This window comes from Chryseobacterium sp. GTID13 (assembly GCF_056172655.1).
The window spans coordinates 1,056,969-1,076,971 of the sequence record NZ_JAOCMB010000005.1 but is presented as its reverse complement, the minus strand read 5'-3'; the positions used below and the strand labels follow the sequence as shown (position 1 = coordinate 1,076,971).

At 38.4% G+C, this 20,003-nt stretch carries 15 protein-coding genes, 4 tRNA genes and 5 pseudogenes; 13 read left to right on the top strand and 11 right to left on the bottom strand.

Going from position 1 to position 20,003, the window contains the following annotated elements; genetic code table 11:
• Window positions 1-119 precede the first annotated feature (119 nt).
• Window positions 120-1,586, top strand: a complete 1,467-nt coding sequence (cls, locus tag N4G44_RS11335; protein ID WP_474926861.1) for a cardiolipin synthase — start codon at window positions 120-122, stop codon at window positions 1,584-1,586.
• A gap of 3 nt (window positions 1,587-1,589) precedes the next feature.
• Here the strand turns inward: cls and N4G44_RS11330 are convergent, their stop codons facing one another.
• Window positions 1,590-2,738 (bottom strand): methionine aminotransferase, encoded by a 1,149-nt coding sequence (locus N4G44_RS11330; protein ID WP_474926859.1) that lies wholly within the window; start codon window positions 2,736-2,738, stop codon window positions 1,590-1,592.
• A gap of 236 nt (window positions 2,739-2,974) precedes the next feature.
• Between N4G44_RS11330 and N4G44_RS11325 the strand changes: the two genes are divergently transcribed.
• The 8 genes and pseudogenes from N4G44_RS11325 to N4G44_RS11290 all read left to right on the top strand — a co-directional run bounded on the left by N4G44_RS11325 (window position 2,975) and on the right by N4G44_RS11290 (window position 12,447).
• On the top strand, window positions 2,975-3,517 hold the full coding sequence (locus N4G44_RS11325) for a DUF2867 domain-containing protein (RefSeq protein WP_474926856.1): 543 nt from the start codon (window positions 2,975-2,977) through the stop codon (window positions 3,515-3,517).
• A gap of 263 nt (window positions 3,518-3,780) precedes the next feature.
• Window positions 3,781-5,662 (top strand): annotated as a pseudogene (locus N4G44_RS11320) (DNA topoisomerase IV subunit B).
• 24 nt (window positions 5,663-5,686) lie between these two features.
• On the top strand, window positions 5,687-6,163 hold the full coding sequence (locus N4G44_RS11315; RefSeq protein WP_474926853.1) for a hypothetical protein: 477 nt from the start codon (window positions 5,687-5,689) through the stop codon (window positions 6,161-6,163).
• Window positions 6,164-6,168: 5 nt separating this feature from the next.
• Window positions 6,169-8,756 (top strand): annotated as a pseudogene (locus N4G44_RS11310) (DNA gyrase/topoisomerase IV subunit A).
• Between the two features lie 11 nt (window positions 8,757-8,767).
• Window positions 8,768-9,421 (top strand): rhomboid family intramembrane serine protease, encoded by a 654-nt coding sequence (locus N4G44_RS11305; protein ID WP_048504413.1) that lies wholly within the window; start codon window positions 8,768-8,770, stop codon window positions 9,419-9,421.
• Window positions 9,422-9,450: 29 nt separating this feature from the next.
• Window positions 9,451-10,560: a helix-turn-helix domain-containing protein gene (locus N4G44_RS11300; protein WP_474926850.1), complete on the top strand. Its 1,110-nt coding sequence runs from the start codon at window positions 9,451-9,453 to the stop codon at window positions 10,558-10,560.
• 143 nt (window positions 10,561-10,703) lie between these two features.
• The gene (locus tag N4G44_RS11295) at window positions 10,704-11,531 is read left to right on the top strand and encodes an SDR family NAD(P)-dependent oxidoreductase (protein WP_474926848.1); all 828 of its coding nucleotides are present in this window, start codon (window positions 10,704-10,706) and stop codon (window positions 11,529-11,531) included.
• Window positions 11,485-12,447, top strand: coding sequence for an NAD-dependent epimerase/dehydratase family protein (locus tag N4G44_RS11290; RefSeq protein WP_474926846.1), 963 nt, complete (start codon window positions 11,485-11,487; stop codon window positions 12,445-12,447). The genes N4G44_RS11295 and N4G44_RS11290 overlap by 47 nt, the downstream gene beginning before the upstream one ends.
• A gap of 236 nt (window positions 12,448-12,683) precedes the next feature.
• On the opposite strand, the gene N4G44_RS11285 is transcribed toward N4G44_RS11290, so the two are convergent.
• The 5 genes and pseudogenes from N4G44_RS11285 to N4G44_RS11265 form a co-directional block, all read right to left on the bottom strand.
• Complete coding sequence (locus N4G44_RS11285; RefSeq protein WP_474926844.1) at window positions 12,684-13,037, bottom strand: DUF4180 domain-containing protein; 354 nt, start codon at window positions 13,035-13,037, stop codon at window positions 12,684-12,686.
• A gap of 10 nt (window positions 13,038-13,047) precedes the next feature.
• Window positions 13,048-13,899, bottom strand: a complete 852-nt coding sequence (gene prmC / locus N4G44_RS11280) for a peptide chain release factor N(5)-glutamine methyltransferase (RefSeq protein ID WP_474926842.1) — start codon at window positions 13,897-13,899, stop codon at window positions 13,048-13,050.
• Window positions 13,900-14,657: pseudogene (gene yaaA, locus N4G44_RS11275) on the bottom strand (peroxide stress protein YaaA). It abuts the gene before it with no gap.
• Window positions 14,658-14,662: 5 nt separating this feature from the next.
• Complete coding sequence (locus N4G44_RS11270) at window positions 14,663-15,157, bottom strand: lysostaphin resistance A-like protein (protein ID WP_474926840.1); 495 nt, start codon at window positions 15,155-15,157, stop codon at window positions 14,663-14,665.
• A 241-nt stretch (window positions 15,158-15,398) separates the two neighbouring features.
• Window positions 15,399-16,009, bottom strand: a pseudogene (locus N4G44_RS11265) (L-threonylcarbamoyladenylate synthase).
• 102 nt (window positions 16,010-16,111) lie between these two features.
• Here N4G44_RS11265 and N4G44_RS11260 point away from each other — a divergent pair.
• From N4G44_RS11260 to N4G44_RS11245, 4 genes are all read left to right on the top strand, one after another.
• Window positions 16,112-16,184 (top strand) — tRNA-Met (locus N4G44_RS11260).
• Between the two features lie 38 nt (window positions 16,185-16,222).
• Window positions 16,223-16,295 (top strand) — tRNA-Met (locus N4G44_RS11255).
• Between the two features lie 39 nt (window positions 16,296-16,334).
• Window positions 16,335-16,407 (top strand) — tRNA-Met (locus N4G44_RS11250).
• Window positions 16,408-16,446: 39 nt separating this feature from the next.
• Window positions 16,447-16,519 (top strand) — tRNA-Met (locus N4G44_RS11245).
• Between the two features lie 296 nt (window positions 16,520-16,815).
• Here the strand turns inward: N4G44_RS11245 and N4G44_RS11240 are convergent.
• From N4G44_RS11240 to N4G44_RS11220, 5 genes and pseudogenes are all read right to left on the bottom strand, one after another.
• Window positions 16,816-17,118, bottom strand: coding sequence for a hypothetical protein (locus N4G44_RS11240; protein ID WP_474928329.1), 303 nt, complete (start codon window positions 17,116-17,118; stop codon window positions 16,816-16,818).
• Window positions 17,119-17,120: 2 nt separating this feature from the next.
• Window positions 17,121-17,594 carry a hypothetical protein gene (locus N4G44_RS11235; RefSeq protein ID WP_474926835.1) on the bottom strand — a complete coding sequence of 158 codons (474 nt, stop codon included), beginning with the start codon at window positions 17,592-17,594 and terminating at the stop codon, window positions 17,121-17,123.
• A gap of 76 nt (window positions 17,595-17,670) precedes the next feature.
• Entirely contained in the window at window positions 17,671-17,928 is a 258-nt protein-coding gene (locus N4G44_RS11230) for an Ada metal-binding domain-containing protein (protein ID WP_474926834.1), read from the bottom strand.
• 3 nt (window positions 17,929-17,931) lie between these two features.
• Window positions 17,932-18,644: pseudogene (locus N4G44_RS11225) on the bottom strand (2OG-Fe(II) oxygenase).
• Window positions 18,645-19,223: 579 nt separating this feature from the next.
• Window positions 19,224-19,751, bottom strand: a complete 528-nt coding sequence (locus N4G44_RS11220; RefSeq protein ID WP_474926832.1) for a hypothetical protein — start codon at window positions 19,749-19,751, stop codon at window positions 19,224-19,226.
• Between the last annotated feature and the right edge of the window lie 252 nt (window positions 19,752-20,003).

The following is a 20,003-nucleotide window of genomic DNA, read 5'->3' as shown; positions in this document are numbered from 1 at the left end:
AAATCAGACGTAAATAAAACCAGTTCTAAAATGGACTGGTTTTTTTAATATAATTGGTAAACGAAAAGTCACGAATCTTTTAGCAAATTTAACTATCTTTAGTATTCTCAAAGTCATTTATGATAAAAGAGTTTTTCGACCAGTTTCCCTATGTCCTTGTAGGGTTGGAGATTCTTTATCTTGTCGGAATTATCTTCCTGGCCGGTAAGATCATCATGGATACCAAAAATACAAGTAAAACCCTCGCTTATCTCCTTCTCATCATCTTTCTGCCGGTTGCCGGGGTTATCATCTACTTTGTATTTGGCGTTAACTACCGTAAAAATAGATTTTATACCTTCAAAATAGAACGGAACGAACAGATTTATAAGGCTGTGAGCAATTATATCCGGGAAACTCATTACAAAACATTGGAAAAGTATAAAGAAGAGATAGATCCGTTTTTAACCACCGTTAATTTTCTTTACAACGCAGGCCATTCTCCACTGTCACAGGGAAACCATGCGGAAATACTGGTCAATGGGGAAGGTAAATTTGAAAAAGTGTTTAAAGTCATTGAAGGAGCGGTCCATCATATCCATCTGGAATATTATATTTATGATAATGACGGGATAGGAAACAGACTTGCTGATCTGCTGATAAAAAAGGCAGAAGAGGGGGTAATCATCCGTTTTCTCTATGATGATATGGGCAGTGGAAAAATCGGGCGCAAACTTTTGAAAAGATTGAAAGAAGGAGGTATTCAGGTATCTCCGGTCAATAAGATTACATTCAGACTGTTGGCAAACAGAGTGAATTACAGGGATCACAGAAAGATCATCATTGTGGATGGTGCAGAAGTTTTTACAGGTGGAATCAATGTCTCGGATAAATATATTAATCCTAATCCTCAGCAGTATTGGAGAGACGTTCATCTCTATATGAAAGGTGAGGCAGCTTTCTATTTCCAGTTTTTATTTTTCAGCAACTGGATTTTTGCAACAGAGAAAGTCCCGGAAATTTCCCAGCTTTACTTTGATCATAAAAGTAAGGAAAACGGAAACTCGCTTATTCAGACAGCGGCCAGCGGTCCGGATACCAAACCGGCCATTATGCTGAGTACGGCATCGGCTGTACTTTCGGCTAAAAAGCGGATATACATTGTCACTCCTTATTTCATTCCGGTAGAAACAGTGCTGAACGCCATTAAGCAGGCTGCCCTTTCCGGGGTCGATGTAAGGCTTATGGTTCCTAAATCCGGTGATTCAAGAGTGGTGAATGCGGCGGCATATTCTTACTACGAGGAGCTGCTTGAGAATAAAGTGAGGATCTTCTTTTATAAAAAAGGCTTTATTCATGCGAAAACCATGATTATAGATGATCATTTTTCATGCGTAGGCACGGCTAACATGGATGTAAGAAGCCAGGAACTGAATTTTGAGGTCAATGCACTAATTTTTAATAAAGAAATCAATGAAAAACTTCAGAATCTGTTTCATGGAGATATGAACGATTGTGAAGAAATTCATTATGATTCCTGGAGAAGAAGGCCAAAGTACAAAGTTTTCTTTGAGCATATGGCCAGGCTTCTTTCTCCGCTGATCTGAAACTTAAAGCCTGGAAAGGTTTTCTATTGCTTTTTCTAAGGTTTCCTGTTTTTTTGCAAAACATAGCCGGATCACATGATCATTCCTTTTGTTTTTATAGAAAGATGAAAAAGGAACACTGGCCACTTTATGACGGATCGTAAGCTCAGACGCAAAATCGAAGTCGTTTTTATCGGATATTTGATCATAGGTAAGAGCCTGGAAATAGGTTCCTTCACAGTCCAGAAGCCCGAAAGAGGTGCCTGCAAGACCTTCTCGCAGGAAATCTCTTTTTTCCTGGAAAAAGCTGTTCAGCTGGCTGTAATGTTTATCATTTTTCATGTATTCAGCCAAAGCAAGCTGGATAGGGGTATTCACACAGAAAACATTGAACTGGTGTACTTTTCTGAATTCATCAGTAAGATTTTTAGGAGCAGCACAATAACCGGTTTTCCAGCCTGTAACATGGAAAAGCTTTCCGAAAGAAGCGACCAGAAGGCTTCTTTCCTTAAGTTCAGGATACCGGCAGATGCTCAGATGCTGCTGCCCGTTAAATACAATATTCTCATAGACTTCATCGCTCAGAATAAGGATTGGAGTATCTTTTACAAGCTTGATCAGCTCCTGAAGGTCATTCTCTTTTAAAATCTTTCCGGAAGGATTATTCGGGTTATTTAGGATGATCATTTTCGTTTTATCGCTCACCAGGCCTTTTACCGTATTCCAGTCGATCTCATAATCCGGAGCTTTCATTTCAAAACGTTTTACAATTCCTCCAAAAAGCTCTACCGTAGGTTCGTAACAGTCGTAAGCAGGTTCAAAAATAATGACTTCATCGTCTTTCTTTATAAAAGTAGCGATCGCTGTAAAAATGGCCTGAGTCCCTCCTGCAGTAACAGTAATCTCAGAATCGGGATGATAAACGGCGCGGTGGCTGTTCTCTATTTTCCTTGCAATTTCCTCCTTTAGCGGGATCATGCCACCCATCGGAGCATATTGGTTGAATCCTTTTTGAATAAAACTGTTGACCAGATGCAGCAATTCAGAATCCGGCATAAAATCAGGAAATCCCTGGGAAAGGTTGATGGCCTCATTTTCATTGGCGAGCTGTGTCATCTGGCTGAAAATCGTAGTTCCTACATCTGAAAGCTTGGATAATGGAAGTTGTATCATGAACATCGGGTTTATGGTTCCGAATTTAATTTATTTTTCGCAATCATGAAACAAAGAGACCTAAAAAGTGCTATTTGGAAATTGTACATGAATGGTTTCTGCACAACCGGTCTATATACAAAATGAATAATTATTTTTATGAAATGCAGTTGTTTTTTAAGAAAAACTGAGATTGCTCAGGCCGTTTGTGTGGTAGGGCGGTTACATTTGTAAGAGCAAAACCAAAACCCAGCACCATGAAAATTATAAAGACTGAATTACCGGAAGCCTCCGTTTTATCAAAGGAAATGGAATTTTATGATTATGCAGACAGCTTTCAAGGGAATGTAAATACACCAGGAAATATCACAACAGCGGAAATCGGCAGGGCTTTTTTCTCCAGCAGCCCTCAATGGGGAAAGAAAATGTTTGCCTTAAGGAATACGATTGTTAAAATATTCGGATTGAAAACAGGAGCAGACCATAAAAAAATGCAGATACAGGATGACTTTAATCCTGAAGTAGGTGAGCAGGTTGGTATTTTCAGGATTTTCGACAGGACTGCCAACGAAATAATTTTGGGAGAAGATGATCAGCATCTGGATTTCAGGGTTTCTCTTCTGTATGACCAGCTTCAGGATGAAACGGGAGTGAATTCTTTAACCATTTCAACTACCGTAAAGTATCACAATTGGCTGGGAGTCCTGTACTTTCTCCCGGTACGCCCTTTTCACCGGCTGATTGTCCCGGTAATGCTTAAAAAGATGATCAGAAAGCTTGAAACAAAGTCTGAACAGTAGCTTTTATTCTGAATTTTCAATTTGTGTAAAAACTCATTCTTTTTACACATGGAAACATCCGGTAAGTTGCTCTTAAAAATCATAAAATGAAAAAATGAGAAAAAAATAAACAGTTTTTTCACTTCAGATTGAATAATTCTGTGAATACAGAATTTGATTAAGAATAGTACATTATTTCAGGTGAAAAATTGCAAAAAACGAATCGAAAAAATTCGGATAATCTTGTACAATTTCGTACTTTTGTGTGTTTGCTGAAATTACATATGTCACAAGAAATAAATCCAATCTACTCCGAAGATAATATCAGAACCCTCGACTGGCAGGAACACATCCGTTTGCGCCCCGGAATGTACATCGGGAAGCTGGGGGACGGTTCCTCTGCTGATGACGGTATTTACATTCTGCTGAAAGAAATTCTCGATAACTCTATCGATGAGTTCAGGATGAAGGCAGGAAAAAGAATTGAAATAAAACTGGACGATGGTAAAGTTACCATCCGTGACTTTGGCCGTGGGATTCCCCTGGGAAAAGTTGTGGATGCTGTTTCCAAAATGAATACAGGAGGTAAGTATGACAGCAAAGCCTTCAAAAAATCGGTCGGACTGAACGGGGTAGGTACCAAAGCCGTTAATGCCCTTTCAGAATATTTCCGGGTACGGTCTTTCCGTGAAGGAAAAATGAAGATGGCCGAGTTTTCCAGAGGAATAATAACGGAAAATTACGATGAAAAAGATACCTCGGACCGCAATGGTACTGAAATTTCCTTTATTCCGGACGGGGATATCTTTCTGCATTTCAAGTACAGGAAGGAATACATAGAGAAAATGCTGCGCAATTATGCGTATCTGAACCCGGGGCTGAAAATTCTTTTCAACGGGGAAACCTATTATTCTGAAAACGGTCTTAAAGATCTTTTGGAAGAAGAAATGGAAAACGAAATTCTCTACTCCATCGTTCACCTGAAAGATACTGATATAGAAGTTGCGATCACCCATTCCGACAAATCACAGACAGAAACGTATTTTTCTTTTGTGAACGGACAGAACACCACGCAGGGTGGAACACACCTTAATGCCTTCCGTGAAGCCTACGTAAAAACGATCCGTGAATTCTTCAATAAAAACTTTGATGCCTCAGACATCAGGAAATCTATTATTGCAGCCATTTCTATTAACGTTGAGGAGCCTGTATTTGAATCCCAGACCAAAACAAAGTTGGGATCCAACGATATGGGACCAAATGGCCCTACCGTAAGGACGTTCATCATTGATTTCCTGAAAAGCAAACTGGATAATTTCCTTCATAAAAATCCTGAAATTGCCGAAGCGATCCAAAGAAAGATTCTTATCTCCGAAAGAGAAAGGAAAGAACTTTCAGGAATCCAGAAACTGGCAAGAGAAAGAGCTAAAAAGTTTCCCTTCACAATAAAAAGCTCAGGGATTGCAGACAGCATTATAACGACCAGAAAAATGAAAGAAAAGGGAGACCCAGATCTTCATTACCGAAGGAGATTCTGCATCCGGATCTATTACCAAATCCAGGGATGTGGAGACCCAGGCCGTATTCTCATTAAAAGGGAAGCCCCTGAACTGCTATGGACTGACCAAAAAAGTGGTGTACGAAAATGAAGAATTTAACCTCCTTCAGGCCGCTTTGAATATTGAAGAAAGCCTTGAAGACTTAAGATACAACCAGGTGATTATCTCTACCGATGCCGATGTGGATGGTATGCACATCCGCCTGCTGATGATTACATTCTTTCTTCAGTTTTTCCCTGATCTGATCAAGAACGGACACCTTTATATTCTTCAGACCCCATTGTTCCGGGTGAGGAATAAAAAAGAAACAAGGTACTGCTACACCGAAGCGGAAAGAATAAAAGCATTGAACGAACTTGGTAAAAACCCGGAGATCACCCGATTTAAAGGTCTGGGAGAGATTTCGCCGGATGAGTTCAAGCACTTCATTGGCAAAGATATCCGTCTGGAACCTGTGGTAATAGGAAAAGATCAGACCATAGATCAGTTGCTGGAATTCTATATGGGGAAGAATACACCGGACAGGCAGGTGTTTATTCTTGAAAACCTTGTTATAGAAGATCCCGATATTGATAAGAAAGAAATGCTGGATGAGGTGGCAGGCTAACACTAAACTAAACACACTTCACAAATGAGACTTAGCAACCGCAACAAAGCTTCAGTTTACAATTTTGCCCATACATTACTTGTAATGATGGCCGTATTTGGAATTGCTGCATTCTTGTTGAACGAATACAGATTCCACGCTGTAGGAAATGAAAGTTATATTTTCCTTATTGTTCCCATCCTGCTGCTGGTGATTTTTCACCTTAACGGCAGGCAGATATTTGAGTATGACAGTGATGGAGAGGCACTGAATTTTAAGAACAGGAATATCATTCCTTTTTTAGACAGGCCGCTTCATGATGAATTTCCGAAGTATAAACTGATAAAATATGAAATTGTCCGTATTTTTTTTATTAAAAGACTGTACGTAACTATTTCAAGTAAAAATACAGGTTCTACCATACTCAAATATGAAATATCCTATTTGAGCCAAAAAGAAATAAACGATTTAAAAATCTCTCTGAATAAAGTAGTAAAGACTAATAAAGAGAATAACGATTAAAAGAGATGACGACAGAAGAAAACTCGCACGAAGGTGAGAGCTTGAAAAAAGTCTCGGGACTTTATAAAGACTGGTTTCTGGATTATGCTTCCTATGTAATTCTGGATAGAGCGATTCCTTCCGTCTATGATGGGCTTAAGCCTGTTCAGAGAAGGATTATGCACTCTATGCGGGAGCTGGAAGACGGCCGTTACAACAAAGTAGCCAATATCGTAGGAAATACCATGAAATACCATCCCCACGGGGACGCTTCCATTACGGATGCAATGGTACAGATTGGCCAGAAAGAGCTCCTGATAGATACTCAGGGAAACTGGGGGAATATTTATACCGGAGACTCTGCGGCGGCGGCAAGATATATTGAAGCCAGACTGACCCCTTTCGCACTGGAAGTAGTTTTTAACCCAAAAACAACGGAATGGGCAAAATCCTATGACGGCAGAAATAACGAACCTATTGATCTTCCTGTAAAATTCCCGTTGCTGCTTGCACAGGGAGTGGAAGGAATTGGTGTGGGACTTTCTACAAAAATTCTTCCCCATAATTTCAATGAACTGATCAATGCCTCTGTTGCTTATTTGAAAGGAAAGAAATTTGAGCTGTTCCCGGATTTTATGACGGCAGGTTACCTTGATGTCTCCGAATACAATGACGGGCAGAGAGGGGGAGAGTAAGAGCCAGAGCCAGAATTACCCAGACAGATAAACATACACTGGTGATTTCTGAGCTGCCCTTCTCCAAAACGACAAGCGACCTGATCGATTCTATCCTGAAAGCCAACGAAAAAGGAAAGATCAAGATCAAAAAGATTGAGGATAACACCTCGGATACCGTAGAGATCCTTGTCCATCTTCACAACGATGTGTCACCGGACAAAACCATCGATGCGCTGTATGCATTTACAGACTGCCAGGTAACCATTTCACCCAATGCATGTGTGATTGTTGGAGATAAACCGATGTTCATGAATGTTTCCGACATTCTGAAAATGAATACTGACCATACCGTTTCACTGCTTAAAAAAGAACTGGAAATTGAACTTCATGAGCTTCAGGAAAGCTGGCACTTCTCTTCGCTGGAAAGAATATTTATAGAAAACAGGATCTATCATGATATCGAAGAAGTAAAGACTTGGGAAGAGGTAATTAAAACCATTGATGCGGGATTAAAACCTCATACCAAGCACCTTTTAAGAGCAGTGACAGAGGAGGATATTTTAAAACTGACAGAGATCAGGATCAAAAGAATATCAAGATTCGATTTAGATAAATTTAAAGAAAATATTGCTGCCCTTGAAGGCAAAATAGAACAGGTAAAACATCATCTTGCCAACCTGATCGCCTATGCCATTGACTATTATCTGAATATCCAGAAGAAATATGGAAAAGACAGACAGAGAAGAACCGAGCTTAGAATCTTTGACACGATTGATGCTACGAAAGTAGCGGTGGCCAATGAAAAATTCTATGCCAATTTCGAGGAAGGATTCATTGGAACTTCACTGAAGAAAGACCAGTATCTGTTCGACTGTTCCGATATCGACGATATCATTATATTCCGGAAAGACGGAACGATGAAGGTCGTGAAGGTAGAGGCCAAGACATTTGTAGGAAAAGATATTCTGCATGTGGCCATCTGGAAGAAAAATGATAAGAGAACCGTCTACAACATGATTTACCGTGAAGGAAGGGACGGACCTTACTATATGAAACGTTTTTCCGTAACCGCAGTAACCAGAAACACAGATTATCCGCTGGCTTCCGATAAAAAAGGTTCAGAAACCCTCTATTTCTCGGCTAATCCTAATGGAGAAGCAGAAACGGTGACTGTTCTTTTAAAACCGAATCCGAGGATCAGAAAAAATAAAATGGAAATTGATTTTTCCGACCTGGCGATCAAAGGAAGAGATTCCAAAGGAAATCTGGTGACCAAATATTCCGTGAAAAAAGTAGATATGAAAGAGGAGGGTGTTTCTACGCTCGCCCCTAGAAAAATCTGGTTTGATGATACCGTAAGAAGGCTCAATGCTGATGGCAGGGGAACCCTTCTGGGAAGCTTTAAAGGGGATGACAGGATCTTGACGATCAATACAAACGGTGAAGTGAAGCTGGTTTCTTTCGATCTGGGCAACCGTTTCGATGATGAATACCTTGTCCTGGAAAAATGGAAACCGCAGCAGCCGGTAACCTGCATTTACTATGACGGAGAAAAGGACATGTATTTTATCAAACGATTCCTGCTGGAAAATACCGTGAATGTACAGACTTTCATGCCTTCGGACCATCCGAAATCATTTATTGAAAATGTGATTGTAGCAGACGGAGCCACGGCCGAGATCATCTTTGCTAAAGACAAAGGTAAGGAACGCGAGCCTGAAACCATACAGATTGATGAGTTCATCGCAGTAAAAGGAATAAAAGCGATTGGAAACCAGTTCACGAAATTTAAAGTGAAAACAATCAATATTACCATTCCTGAACCTGTAGAAGAAGAACCGGAAGTATATATAGAACCCGAAACAGGAGACGGCATTGTAGATGATGACCGGACCGTAATTGGAGACTTGTTTGAAGCAGGAGAACCCGAAAACTAAGAATTAAACTTATGAATATTCTCATCTTATTTATTATCATTACAGCTATTATCAGTTTTGTTGCCTTTAACAATCCCGGTATTACTGAAAAATATAAATTCAGTGTAGGAGCAATCCTGCACAGAAAAGAATACATTCGTCTGCTTTCATCAGGGTTCCTGCATGCCGACATTATGCACCTGGTGTTTAATATGATGACCCTGTATTTCTTTGGACCTATCGTTATCCAGACTTTTGGGAACATAGGTTTTGCCATCATATATTTGGGTTCTATATTGCTGGGGAATTTTCTCTCCCTTTATATTTATCAGAAACAGCCATGGTATTCTGCAGTAGGAGCGAGTGGAGGGGTTTCAGGGATATTGTTTGCTTCCATAGCGATGATCCCGGATATTGGAATTTATATCTTCTTTATTCCGATTCCGGTTAAAGGATACCTTTTCGGGCTTCTGTATTTCGGGTACTCGGTCTATATGATGATGAATCCGAGACAGCATGATAACATCGGACATGCTGCCCACCTTGGAGGTGCTTTCTTTGGGTTGGTATATGCAATAGCTGTGGCTCCGGATACGGCAATGCATAATGCTCTATACCTGGGAATCATGTCGCTTCCGTTGATTTATCTGGGGTACGAAATTTTTGTCAGGAAAAGAATAGGATAAAGTTTATCTTTACTAAAATATCAGAACCAATGAACACATCAGAATTAAACCGTTTCATCGTTGTATTAATCTATGGTTCATTGGTTCTGCTTTCTTTACTGAAACTGTCCAATCCTTTAAAAGTAAACCGGAAAGCCAATTTCTGGTTCGGGATATTTCTGTTTTTGTGGTCAAGTTTCTGGCTGGATGAGATTCTTACGCTTGTGAAAGGAATCCAGGTTGATGTTCAGTCTATCATTTCAGTTCAGATCATTCAGTTTCTGACTCCGGTTATGTTTTACTTCAGTGTATTATTTTACACCAATCCTTCATTTAAATTTAAAGTTTCAGATCTGAAATATTTTATTCTTCCGGTTATCTTTTGGATCAATATCTTATTGCAGCGTTTTGGAGGATTTGAAGATCAGACGGTTTTTTATTATGTTTTTATAGGGTTGGTACTCTTTCAGTCCATTTTCTATACCTGCCTTTCATACTTCACGATTCAGAAGCATAAGAAAAGGATCCAGCAGTTTTCTGCCAATACTGAAGGGATCAATCTTAACTGGCTCGAGTACATTACGATAATCATATTTATCATCAACATTGCCTACGTAGTTTACAATTTATCCTACGATTCAAGGGCGCTGAATTTTTTCATTAACGGAGCTTTTCTGCTGGTTATTTATTTTGTTGGCTATTACTCTTTAAAACAGAAAGAAATTTATCCTTTGGAAGAAAAACAACGTGAAGAGCTGATCTCCATTGATGAGGACCAGGAAACAGAGGAAGTAAAGAAAAAGCTGATCTCCGATGAGGAATTAGAAAGGATCAAAACCCGGCTGGAAGAAATCATGGACAGACAGAAACCCTATCTGGACAGTGAGCTAAATCTCATCAGGCTTTCCGAGCTGTTGTCTGTTTCCACACATCATCTTTCGTATGTGATCAATACCGGTTTTAAAAAGAACTTTTTCCAGTACGTTAATGAATACAGAATTGAATATGCCAAAGAACTTCTTAAAGATTCCCAAAGCAAATTATCAATTTTAGGAATTGCCTACGAATCAGGTTTTAATTCCAAAACATCTTTTAATACCACCTTTAAAAAACTGACCGGCCAGACTCCTTCAGAATATAAAAATAGTTCGGATTTATAAGTTTTAACGTTCTTGTTTATTTAAATTATTGTTTTTCAATTATTTAAGCGTCTTTGTTTTTTTAACAGGAAATAAGTTCACTCAGATAATCCTGAACATTCAACACTCCTTTTCAGAATAGCTTTGTTCTATAAAATTGTGTTATGGATACCAAAGAATCATATGCTGTAGTAACCGGGGCGAGCCAGGGACTGGGGAAAGCATTCGCTGAAAATCTGGCGGAAAAGAATATTAATGTAATTCTGGTAAGTCTTCCGGGACAGCATCTTGAAGAGCTATCCCAACAGCTTGAAGAGACCTATCAGATCAGTGCACCTTATTACGAAACAGATCTTTCGGTGAATGAAAATGTATTAAAATTAACAGAATGGCTGAATAAATGCTTTGAAATCCATATCCTGATCAATAATGCAGGCCTTGGAGGAACCAAAAAATTTGTAGAGGCTTCCCCATCTTACATTAACACCATCTTGCAGGTTAATGTTACCGCAACCTCCCTGATCACCCATCAACTCTTACCCAATCTTTTAAGACAGCCTGAAGCTTATATTCTGAATGTATCAAGTATGGCTGCCTTTTCACCCATAGGTTTCAAAACAGTGTATCCGGCTTCCAAAACCTTTATTCATTCATTTTCAAGAGGACTTTATGAAGAGCTGAAAGGTACAAATGTTTTTGTAAGCGTTGTGAATCCCGGTGCCATGAAAACCAATGAAGATGTCTGCAAAAGAATCGAAAAACAGGGTGTTTTAGGAAAGCTCACGCTTCTGGATCCTGATAAAGTGGCAGCCTACTGCATCAGGCAACTTTTCAGAAAAGATTCCGTTATTATGGTAAATCCCATAAGCTGGCTGGTGATGAAAATCCTGCCGATATGGATTAAACTGCCTCTGATGACCAGTGCCATAAAAAAGAAATTGAAGCATGAGAAAAGTTTTCGTGACAGGAGCCACAGGGCTGCTGGGGACTAATACGATCATTAAATTATTACAATATGATTATTCTGTTACTGCTCTGATGCGCAAAAAAAGCAGCTGGTTGGGCGAAAAAAGCGAACATCTCCGACTTATAGAAGGTGGTCTGTTCTCAGATATTTCAGAATACCTGCAGGATATGGATGCCGTTATCCATATTGCTGCAGAAACCGGTCAGGATCTACTGAGGTACGAAGATTATAAAAAAACGAATTATGATGCTACTGCTCATCTTTTTGAACAGGCAGCGGCTGCGGAAGTGAAGAAATTCCTGTTCGTAAGTACAGCGAATACTTTGGGTTACGGAAATTCTGCAGACCGGGGAAATGAACAGGCTCCACAGCTTTATCCTTTTACCGATTCTTACTATGCGAAAAGCAAGCTGGAAGCAGAAAATTATCTCCTTCAGCATGACAGGGATACCAATGTGATTATTGTAAACCCTACTTTTATGATAGGTGCATATGATCAAAAGCCTAGTTCGGGGAAAATAATTTTCTGGGCCTGGAAAAAGAAGGTGGTTTTTTATCCTAAAGGCGGAAAAAATTTCGTACATGCAAAAGATGCCGCTGAAGGAATTATAAAAGCTGTTGAGCAGGGGAAAAGAGGTGAAAAATATCTATTGGCCCACGAAAACCTTACCTATAAAGAATTTTTCAGAAAAATAAACGCCATAACCGGCCAGAATCCTGTCATGATCCCGATACCTGATTCACTTCTAATGGTCCTGGGAGTAATTGGTGATGGCTTGCGGAAGTTTAAAATAAAGACCAGTTTAAGCAGTGCTAATATGAAAGCACTGAGGATTGATAATTTTTATTCAAATAAGAAATCAGTGGAAGAGCTTGGAATCAGGTATCAGCCTATTGATAAGGCAATAGAAGATGCCATCCGTTTTTTTGAAAGGAAGTAATCCTGAACTTAATAGCAATTTAAGGGCTTTGCTTATCCATGCGCTTCATAGGATCAACAAAGTTGATCCCGGCCTTTGCCATCTCTAAATAATCAGTAAGAAAGTAAACTTTGCGTTAAAAAATATTTGGCGGATTAATTTTATTCTCTCGCAGATTAAGCAGATTAAGCAGATTTTACTTGTGAATATATTTGTGTAAATCTGTGTAATTAATGATTTATCAAAAAATATTCAGTTTACAAGTCTGCCAAAGCTTCTTCCAATGTTTCGGTGAAGTTGATATGCCTGGTTTTATTGCTTTCAAAAATAAAATCCCTGATGCTTTTGCTTTCGTATTTTCCAAAATCACCTACAATGGTAAGACTTACCCGGTAATTCGAGAACTTCTGCAGAATATCTCCTGCTATTTTTGTTTTCAGATCAAAGAATTCAGGAGTAAGGTTTTTCTCATAAATAATTAACTTATCGAACCCCTGATAATATAGGTCTCCGAGAAGATCCAGCCCATCCTGAACGGACTGGATAATTATTTGATCAGAAATAATTTCGGCAATTTTTATATCGTTGACAAGATGTGAGATGATTTTCATAATTCGGTTATTATTTTCGTCCAAGAATAAAACGGTCGTTTTCAGATAAATCTTTGATAAGCTCAGCCTCAGCAAAAGAGCCGGTATATAATTCCAGGGTTTCCGGACCCAGCTTTTGATTGATTTCCAAAAACAGAAGACCGTTATCTTTCAGGTGTTGTTTTGAATCTACGGCAATTTTACGGTAAAAGATCAGCGCATCCTGAACAGGGGAGAACAGGGCCATTTTAGGCTCAAACTCTTTTACGGAATCTGCAATCTCAGTTTCCTCTTCAATTCCTATGTAAGGCGGATTGGAAATAATAATATCATACATTTCTGTTAATTCTGAATTCAGATAATCTGCATGAATAAAATTAATGTCCAGCTGATGATATTCGGCATTTCTTTTGGCTGTTTCCAAAGCTTTTTCAGAGAAATCAACCGATGAAACTTCTGCTCCCGGGAAATGTTTTTTTAAGACCAGGGGAATGACGCCGCTTCCGGTTCCGATATCCAGAATTTTTAAATTTTGATGATGAAATCCTGAACCCCGAATGGTACGGATCGCCAATTCAAGCAGTTCCTCCGTTTCAGGACGGGGAATCAGTACATGTTCATTCACGAAAAACAGCATTCCATAAAATTCCGTTTCCCCAAGGATCTGCTGATAAGGCTTGCCGGTTTTTAATTCCGAAACAGCTTCAATAAGCTTTTGTTCATCATCAATAAGAAGGGGCTGATCAGCTAATTTTCTCTGGAGGAAAGAGTTAAGCCCTACGATTTTCTGTATAAAAACGGAGCATAAAAAAGTACTTTCCGACTCATTATACCCTGCGGAAAGTTCTGATTTAAAATATTTTTTGAATTCTGATACTGTCATTTATCTTGTGAAAACCAGTTTTGTGTCTGTAGATTTCTCCTCATCGATCAGGTAGCCTTCATAGTTGAATGCTTTTACATCATTTACGGTTTTGGCATTGGTTTCTGCACAGAACCTTACCACAAGACCTCTTGCATGCTTGGTGTAAACAACGATGGTTTTTAGTTTTCCGTCTTTCTGTTCATAAAAATCAAAATCGATCACTTTATGGTTCAATTTCTTCCTGTCTATAACCTTTCCGTATTCGTTGCTGGCCAGGTGAAGGAGGATTTCGCCTTTTTCATTTCGGAATTAAGCTGGTCCGTAATCTTTTCCCTCCAGAATTCGTACAGGTTTTTATATTGATCGAATTCAAAATGGCGTCCCATTTCCAGCCTGTAAAGCATCACCTTATCAGATGGTTTCAGCAGGCCATATAATCCGGAAAGTATCCTGTGATTTTTCTGTAAATAATCAACGGCAGCTTTGTCCAGGGTTTTGGCATCCAATCCTCGGTAAACCTCTCCTGTAAAGGCAAATAGGGCAGGAGCAGATTCTTTGGCAGTAGGCTTGGCTTTCCATTTCTGGTTTCTTTCCCAGTTTTCATCGGCAAGCTTGGAGGATATTTCCATGAGCTCGGAAAGATATTTCGGGGATTTATGTTTTAAATAAGACTGGATAAAAGCGGCTTCTTCGATGAATTTCGGAGTGGTAGATCTTAAAAGGTCTGTTGAATTCTCAACGTTCATCAGTTTCGCTGGAGAAGTTATAATTTTCATAATGTTTAGAAGGCAGATAAATGTTTAATGTCAATAAAATTCATGATCATCATCGATACAAAATCATACATGAAATGGCAGATGATAAGGATTTTTATGTTTGAATATTTTTTATAAAATACAGCAAAAACAGTTCCGATAAAGAAAGGTATCATGACCTGTCCGATCGTTCCGTAAGTGCTGTGCAGAATTCCAAATAGCATCGCGGACCCAAAAATGCCCAGGTATTGGTTATCGTATATTTTTTCAATTCTCGGCTGGATATATCCACGCATAAGTAACTCTTCCACAACCCCTGCTGTAAGGCAGATAGAGATAATCAACGGGAAATTATTTCTGAACAACGAGGCTATCTGAACGATCTTTCTGCTTAAATTCTCATGGGTGAAAACCTGGATGATAAAATTCAGGAAAGCACTGCCGAAAGCACAGATCAGATATAGGGTTACTACGGCTTTAATGTAAAATAATCCCGTGTATTTTTTCTCTTTCCATAACAAAAAAGAATTCTTTTCTATGAAAAAATTGTACAGGAAAACTAAAAGAAGAACCGTCCACAGGATAATCCTTGTGTAAAAAAATTAACTGCTGTAAATGCTTTTACCCCTGTAACAGAATAAATGACCGGAAAAGAATAAAGCATGGCCGAAGCCAGAAGCACAAAAGTTAAAAGAATTCCTGTAGCGTATTTTCCGTTCAAACTCATATCCCCAACGATCACTCTCAGCCGTTAACCTTCAATTAAATAATTCCTTTTCCCTGACGGATAATTTCCGGTTCTCCGGAAGTAAGGTCCACGATCGTGGAAGCCACATTATCTCCATATCCGGAATCGATGACAATATCCACGAGATGGTCATATTTTTCAGCGATCAGTTCAGGATCGGTAGAATATTCAATAATTTCGTCATCATCCTTGATAGAGGTCGATGCAATAGGATGACCCAGTTTTTCTACAATAAGCTGCGGAATCGGATGGTCAGGAACACGGATACCGATGGTTTTATGATTTTTATAGGCCAGCGGAAGACTTTTATTGGCATCCAGAATAAAAGTAAACGGTCCCGGAAGATGGCTTTTCAGAAACCTGAATACGGAGGTATCAATAGGCCTCGTAAAATCCGAAAGGTGGCTTAAATCATTACAGATAATGGAAAACTGAGACTTTTCAAGCTTTACTTTTTAAGCTGAGCCAGCTTCTCCATGGCTTTTATATCAAAAATATTACATCCCAGGGCATAGATCGTATCTGAAGGGTAGATAATAAGCCCGCCGTTTTGTAAGGTTTTAATTACCTCATTCACAAGATTTTCCTGAGGGTTGTCCGGATAAATTTTCAGTATTTTTGCCATAAAACAAAGATACAAATAATAAAATAGTTTTCATAAAAGTCCTTTATTTAAAAGAAAAATTAGGATTTTCAAAAAATAGCCGTATCTTTGCACTCACAATATCGCGGGATGGAGCAGTAGGTAGCTCGTCGGGCTCATAACCCGAAGGTCATCGGTTCGAGTCCGGTTCCCGCTACTAAGAAAGTGTTTTCGGTAAGCACTCTAAAAATACACCGCGGGATGGAGCAGTAGGTAGCTCGTCGGGCTCATAACCCGAAGGTCATCGGTTCGAGTCCGGTTCCCGCTACTAAGCAAAGTACTTTCGGTAAGTACTCTAAAAATATACCGCGGGATGGAGCAGTAGGTAGCTCGTCGGGCTCATAACCCGAAGGTCATCGGTTCGAGTCCGGTTCCCGCTACTAAGCAAAGTGCTTTCGGTAAGCACTCTAAAAATACACCGCGGGATGGAGCAGTAGGTAGCTCGTCGGGCTCATAACCCGAAGGTCATCGGTTCGAGTCCGGTTCCCGCTACTAAGACAAAAGAAGCAATACATTATTGCTTCTTTTTGTTTTTATGTCCTTCATTGAATAATCCGGATCTTATTAAAAGTAGAAATTTCAATAAATGTTTTTAACGCAGAGATTTATTTAAGATTTTTGATTTTAGATAGGCAAAGATGATGGCAGAGCCACTGATTAAGCTGCTGAATGAAACGTGTGCTTAGTAGAATCAATCTTGATTGATTCCATTCTTTGCATTTCTTAAGTTATGCAGTATGTAAAGTAAAACTTCGCGTTTTAATACTATTCAGCCTAAAAATTGGGTTTTAATCCAGAAAAGTGGTTTGTTTTTTTATACGATCGGTCATCTTTTTAGTGGTTTCATTTCCGTTTTCGTCAAATATTCTCATATTTCCATTGTAGACGGATGGGTTATCCTGATAAATTTTTCGAGCTTCCAGGAATTGATTTTTAGATTTTGTCTTTACATTGGTTACATAATTTAAAGGCTCTATTATTTCTTCAGATTTCTTAATATCTGTAGCATAAATTTCAATGGTTTTGTTTTTATTGTATACTTCCAGTACAAGACCGGATAGGCCTTTGAACCTGAAAGGTCCGTCAGGAATTGCTATTTCGTCAGTAAACCAGGCAAAAAAGTATCGCCGGTATCAGTTGTGGTTTTGGCCAGCCGGCTTTTAAAGCCTTTTATTTCTTTTTTCTCGTTCAGTATTTCCCATTTCAGCTGAGGCTCCTCATAAGTGAAAATATGTCTTCCTACAGGCATTGATACTAATAAACTTTCTTTGTTTTTGTAAACACTGCTTACCGACTTGGGATATTTGGGAATAGCTCCGTAACTGGTACTGATTGTGCCTGCTATTTTAGTTTGATTAGAATTTCCGTTATAGTAAGCTTTAGCTTCCCGGCTGTAATAGGAAGATTCCACATTATTGCACCATAAAGTGGAGGAATACATATTAATCTGGCTCTTGTTGATGCTGTCCTGAATGATTTTAGTCTCATAATTGACTTCAATCACTGCTGTTTGGCCATATGTTGAAATAAAACCCAAAAAGAGAAATCCAAATACTTTAATTTTCATGTCTGTACATTCTGATCGTACAATGGTATTAAAAAAAGTGATGTATTATTACAGGATTCTGAATTTCTATATATTTTTACGGATGAGGGTAATTTCCTTTATTTTTCCATTGCTTATATTTTTCCTTCAGACAGTGTCCGCATGGGCGGTAATTATTTTCCAGCGCTTCATCTTCGTATTTAAAAAAGACCCTGTTTTCTTTTCTCATTCTTTTGCCGGAAGAGCAGCTGAGTAAGCCGTAGATTTTTAATTTTGAGTTCCCTCCGAAATTAATTTCTCCACTTTTTATTTTACTTCTCAAAAGGGTTTGTGAAATTTCAGTATGCCGTTTCATAGATCAGCTGACAGCATCATGAAAAATAATTCCCAATGTATAACGGCTGCCTTTTTTACCTCACTCACACCATGCTTCATGTTTACCCGGTAATAGCCTTTCGTTCCTTTTTCAGGCTTGAAATGGGTTGTGAAAATCACGGCGTCTCCTTTCCCAGGATTTAAAACTATTGCTTTGGACTGCGCTCTGGGAATCTGCTGAGTAAGTACAAATTCACCGCCTGTAAAATCTTTTCCAGGTTCGTTCAGCATTAAAACCATCTGAATAGGGAAATAAATATCTCCGTAGAGGTCCTGGTGCAAAGTATTGAAACCTCCTTTTCCGTAGTTTAAAATTAACACGGTTGCTTTATGCTGACCATTATTATGGCACTGCTGAAGCAATGCTGAATGTTCCGGAGGAAAATCTACATCAACCTTCAATGCCTTAAACCATGCATTGGCAACAGGAACGAGATGCGGGTAGATCTGTGTTCTCATATTCTGGATCAGATCGGGAAGGGGATAGTTGAAATATTTATATTCACCCAATCCGAAACGATGGCGGGCCATTACTACTGTTTTGCGGTATAAATCCGATGTATGGTATTCTGATTTTAATGCTTCACATTCACCATCTGATAACAGTTCAGGAATGATGGCATAGCCATTTTGATGTAAGCTTTCAGTGACTGTTGTCCAGTCTATGTTTTCAATTCTTCGGATGATATCATTCATTACTTTTGTATTGAGTGACAAAGATCCAAAGTTGGCTGTGATTATAAAATCCGAAACATGTTGTATTTCATGAATTATATAAATGCAATTCACTATTTAAAAGCATTCAATGTTGAATTTTTTATTGTCTCAAAAGTAGTATTACTTCTACAAAGCATGTTATTTAATTCTACAACCTTTTTTAGCGGGACAGCGCCAAAATCTTACTTTTGTAAAGCTCTTACTAACCGGGAGACCGGTTTCAGAGCCTATTTATGTTTTTAAGATCTCCGCCTCATTTTCTACTTTTTCCCGAATGTTTTTATGATTAATGCATAACAGCCTTCCGGCGGAGATCTTTTTCTCAGGACTTAAATTTTTCATTAGGATATAATAATGATTAATGTTTGTATATATTCTAACTATTTTGTATATATTCTAACTATAAAGAGAACAGCATCTGCGGTTCTCTTTTTTGTTTGAAGTCTGTAAAATAAAAAATCCTGCTTTAAAAAAGCAGGATTCATTATTGTTCAGGTTAATTTTATTGAGCTAACTGACTGTAAGGAGCAAGCTTGTTATCATCAGACATCGTCTGTCCTAAAAATTCTTTTTCTGGTCTCCTTTCATTCTTCCTGCAGCATCACTGGCGTTGAAATAAGCTTCGCTTAGTTTTGTAGCGATATCCGCCGGTTTGAAATCAAATTTCGTATCACCTTCCACACCCAGGTATCCGTTCTTTCTGGTAAGGTTTGAGATATAATTGTTGTAGTTAATGAATGTATTTCTTAAGTACTGGGTATGATATTCCATACATTTTTTAGCTTTTTTGGAAGAATTGTTCAGGATACAGTTCTTCATATTATTTCTGTACAGGAACCATTCAGACTCCAGGATCCCATATTCTTTTCCTAAAGCTGTTTTTCCGTTGTTAAGGATATTATTATCACCTTCCTTATCTGCAATGGTCTGAAGATGTTTGATGACCAATGGAACGGTGTTTTCAATCTTCGTTTTCGTTTCCTTTAAAACACTAAGGTCAGCAGCCGGCGAATTCTTCTTTTTTTGAGCTGTAGTAACGTTAAAAATAAGCAGTAATAGTACAATCAATAAGTTATATCTTTTCATGAGAAATTTTTAAAGCACTAAAATAAATATATTTTCTCACTTTAAACAAATTCATTTTAATTTTATTTAATAAAATTTAACAAGTTTTAAGGATTTATAGCCTTTTATGAAGTTTTCCTGAATATTAAACAGGCAATAAATAAGGTATATTAAAAATTTAACATATTTTAATAAAATTTATTGATCTGATTTTCAATAAGTTATATTAATTCATTCTTTATCACTAAAAAAATAGTTGTTTCAATCCATTTT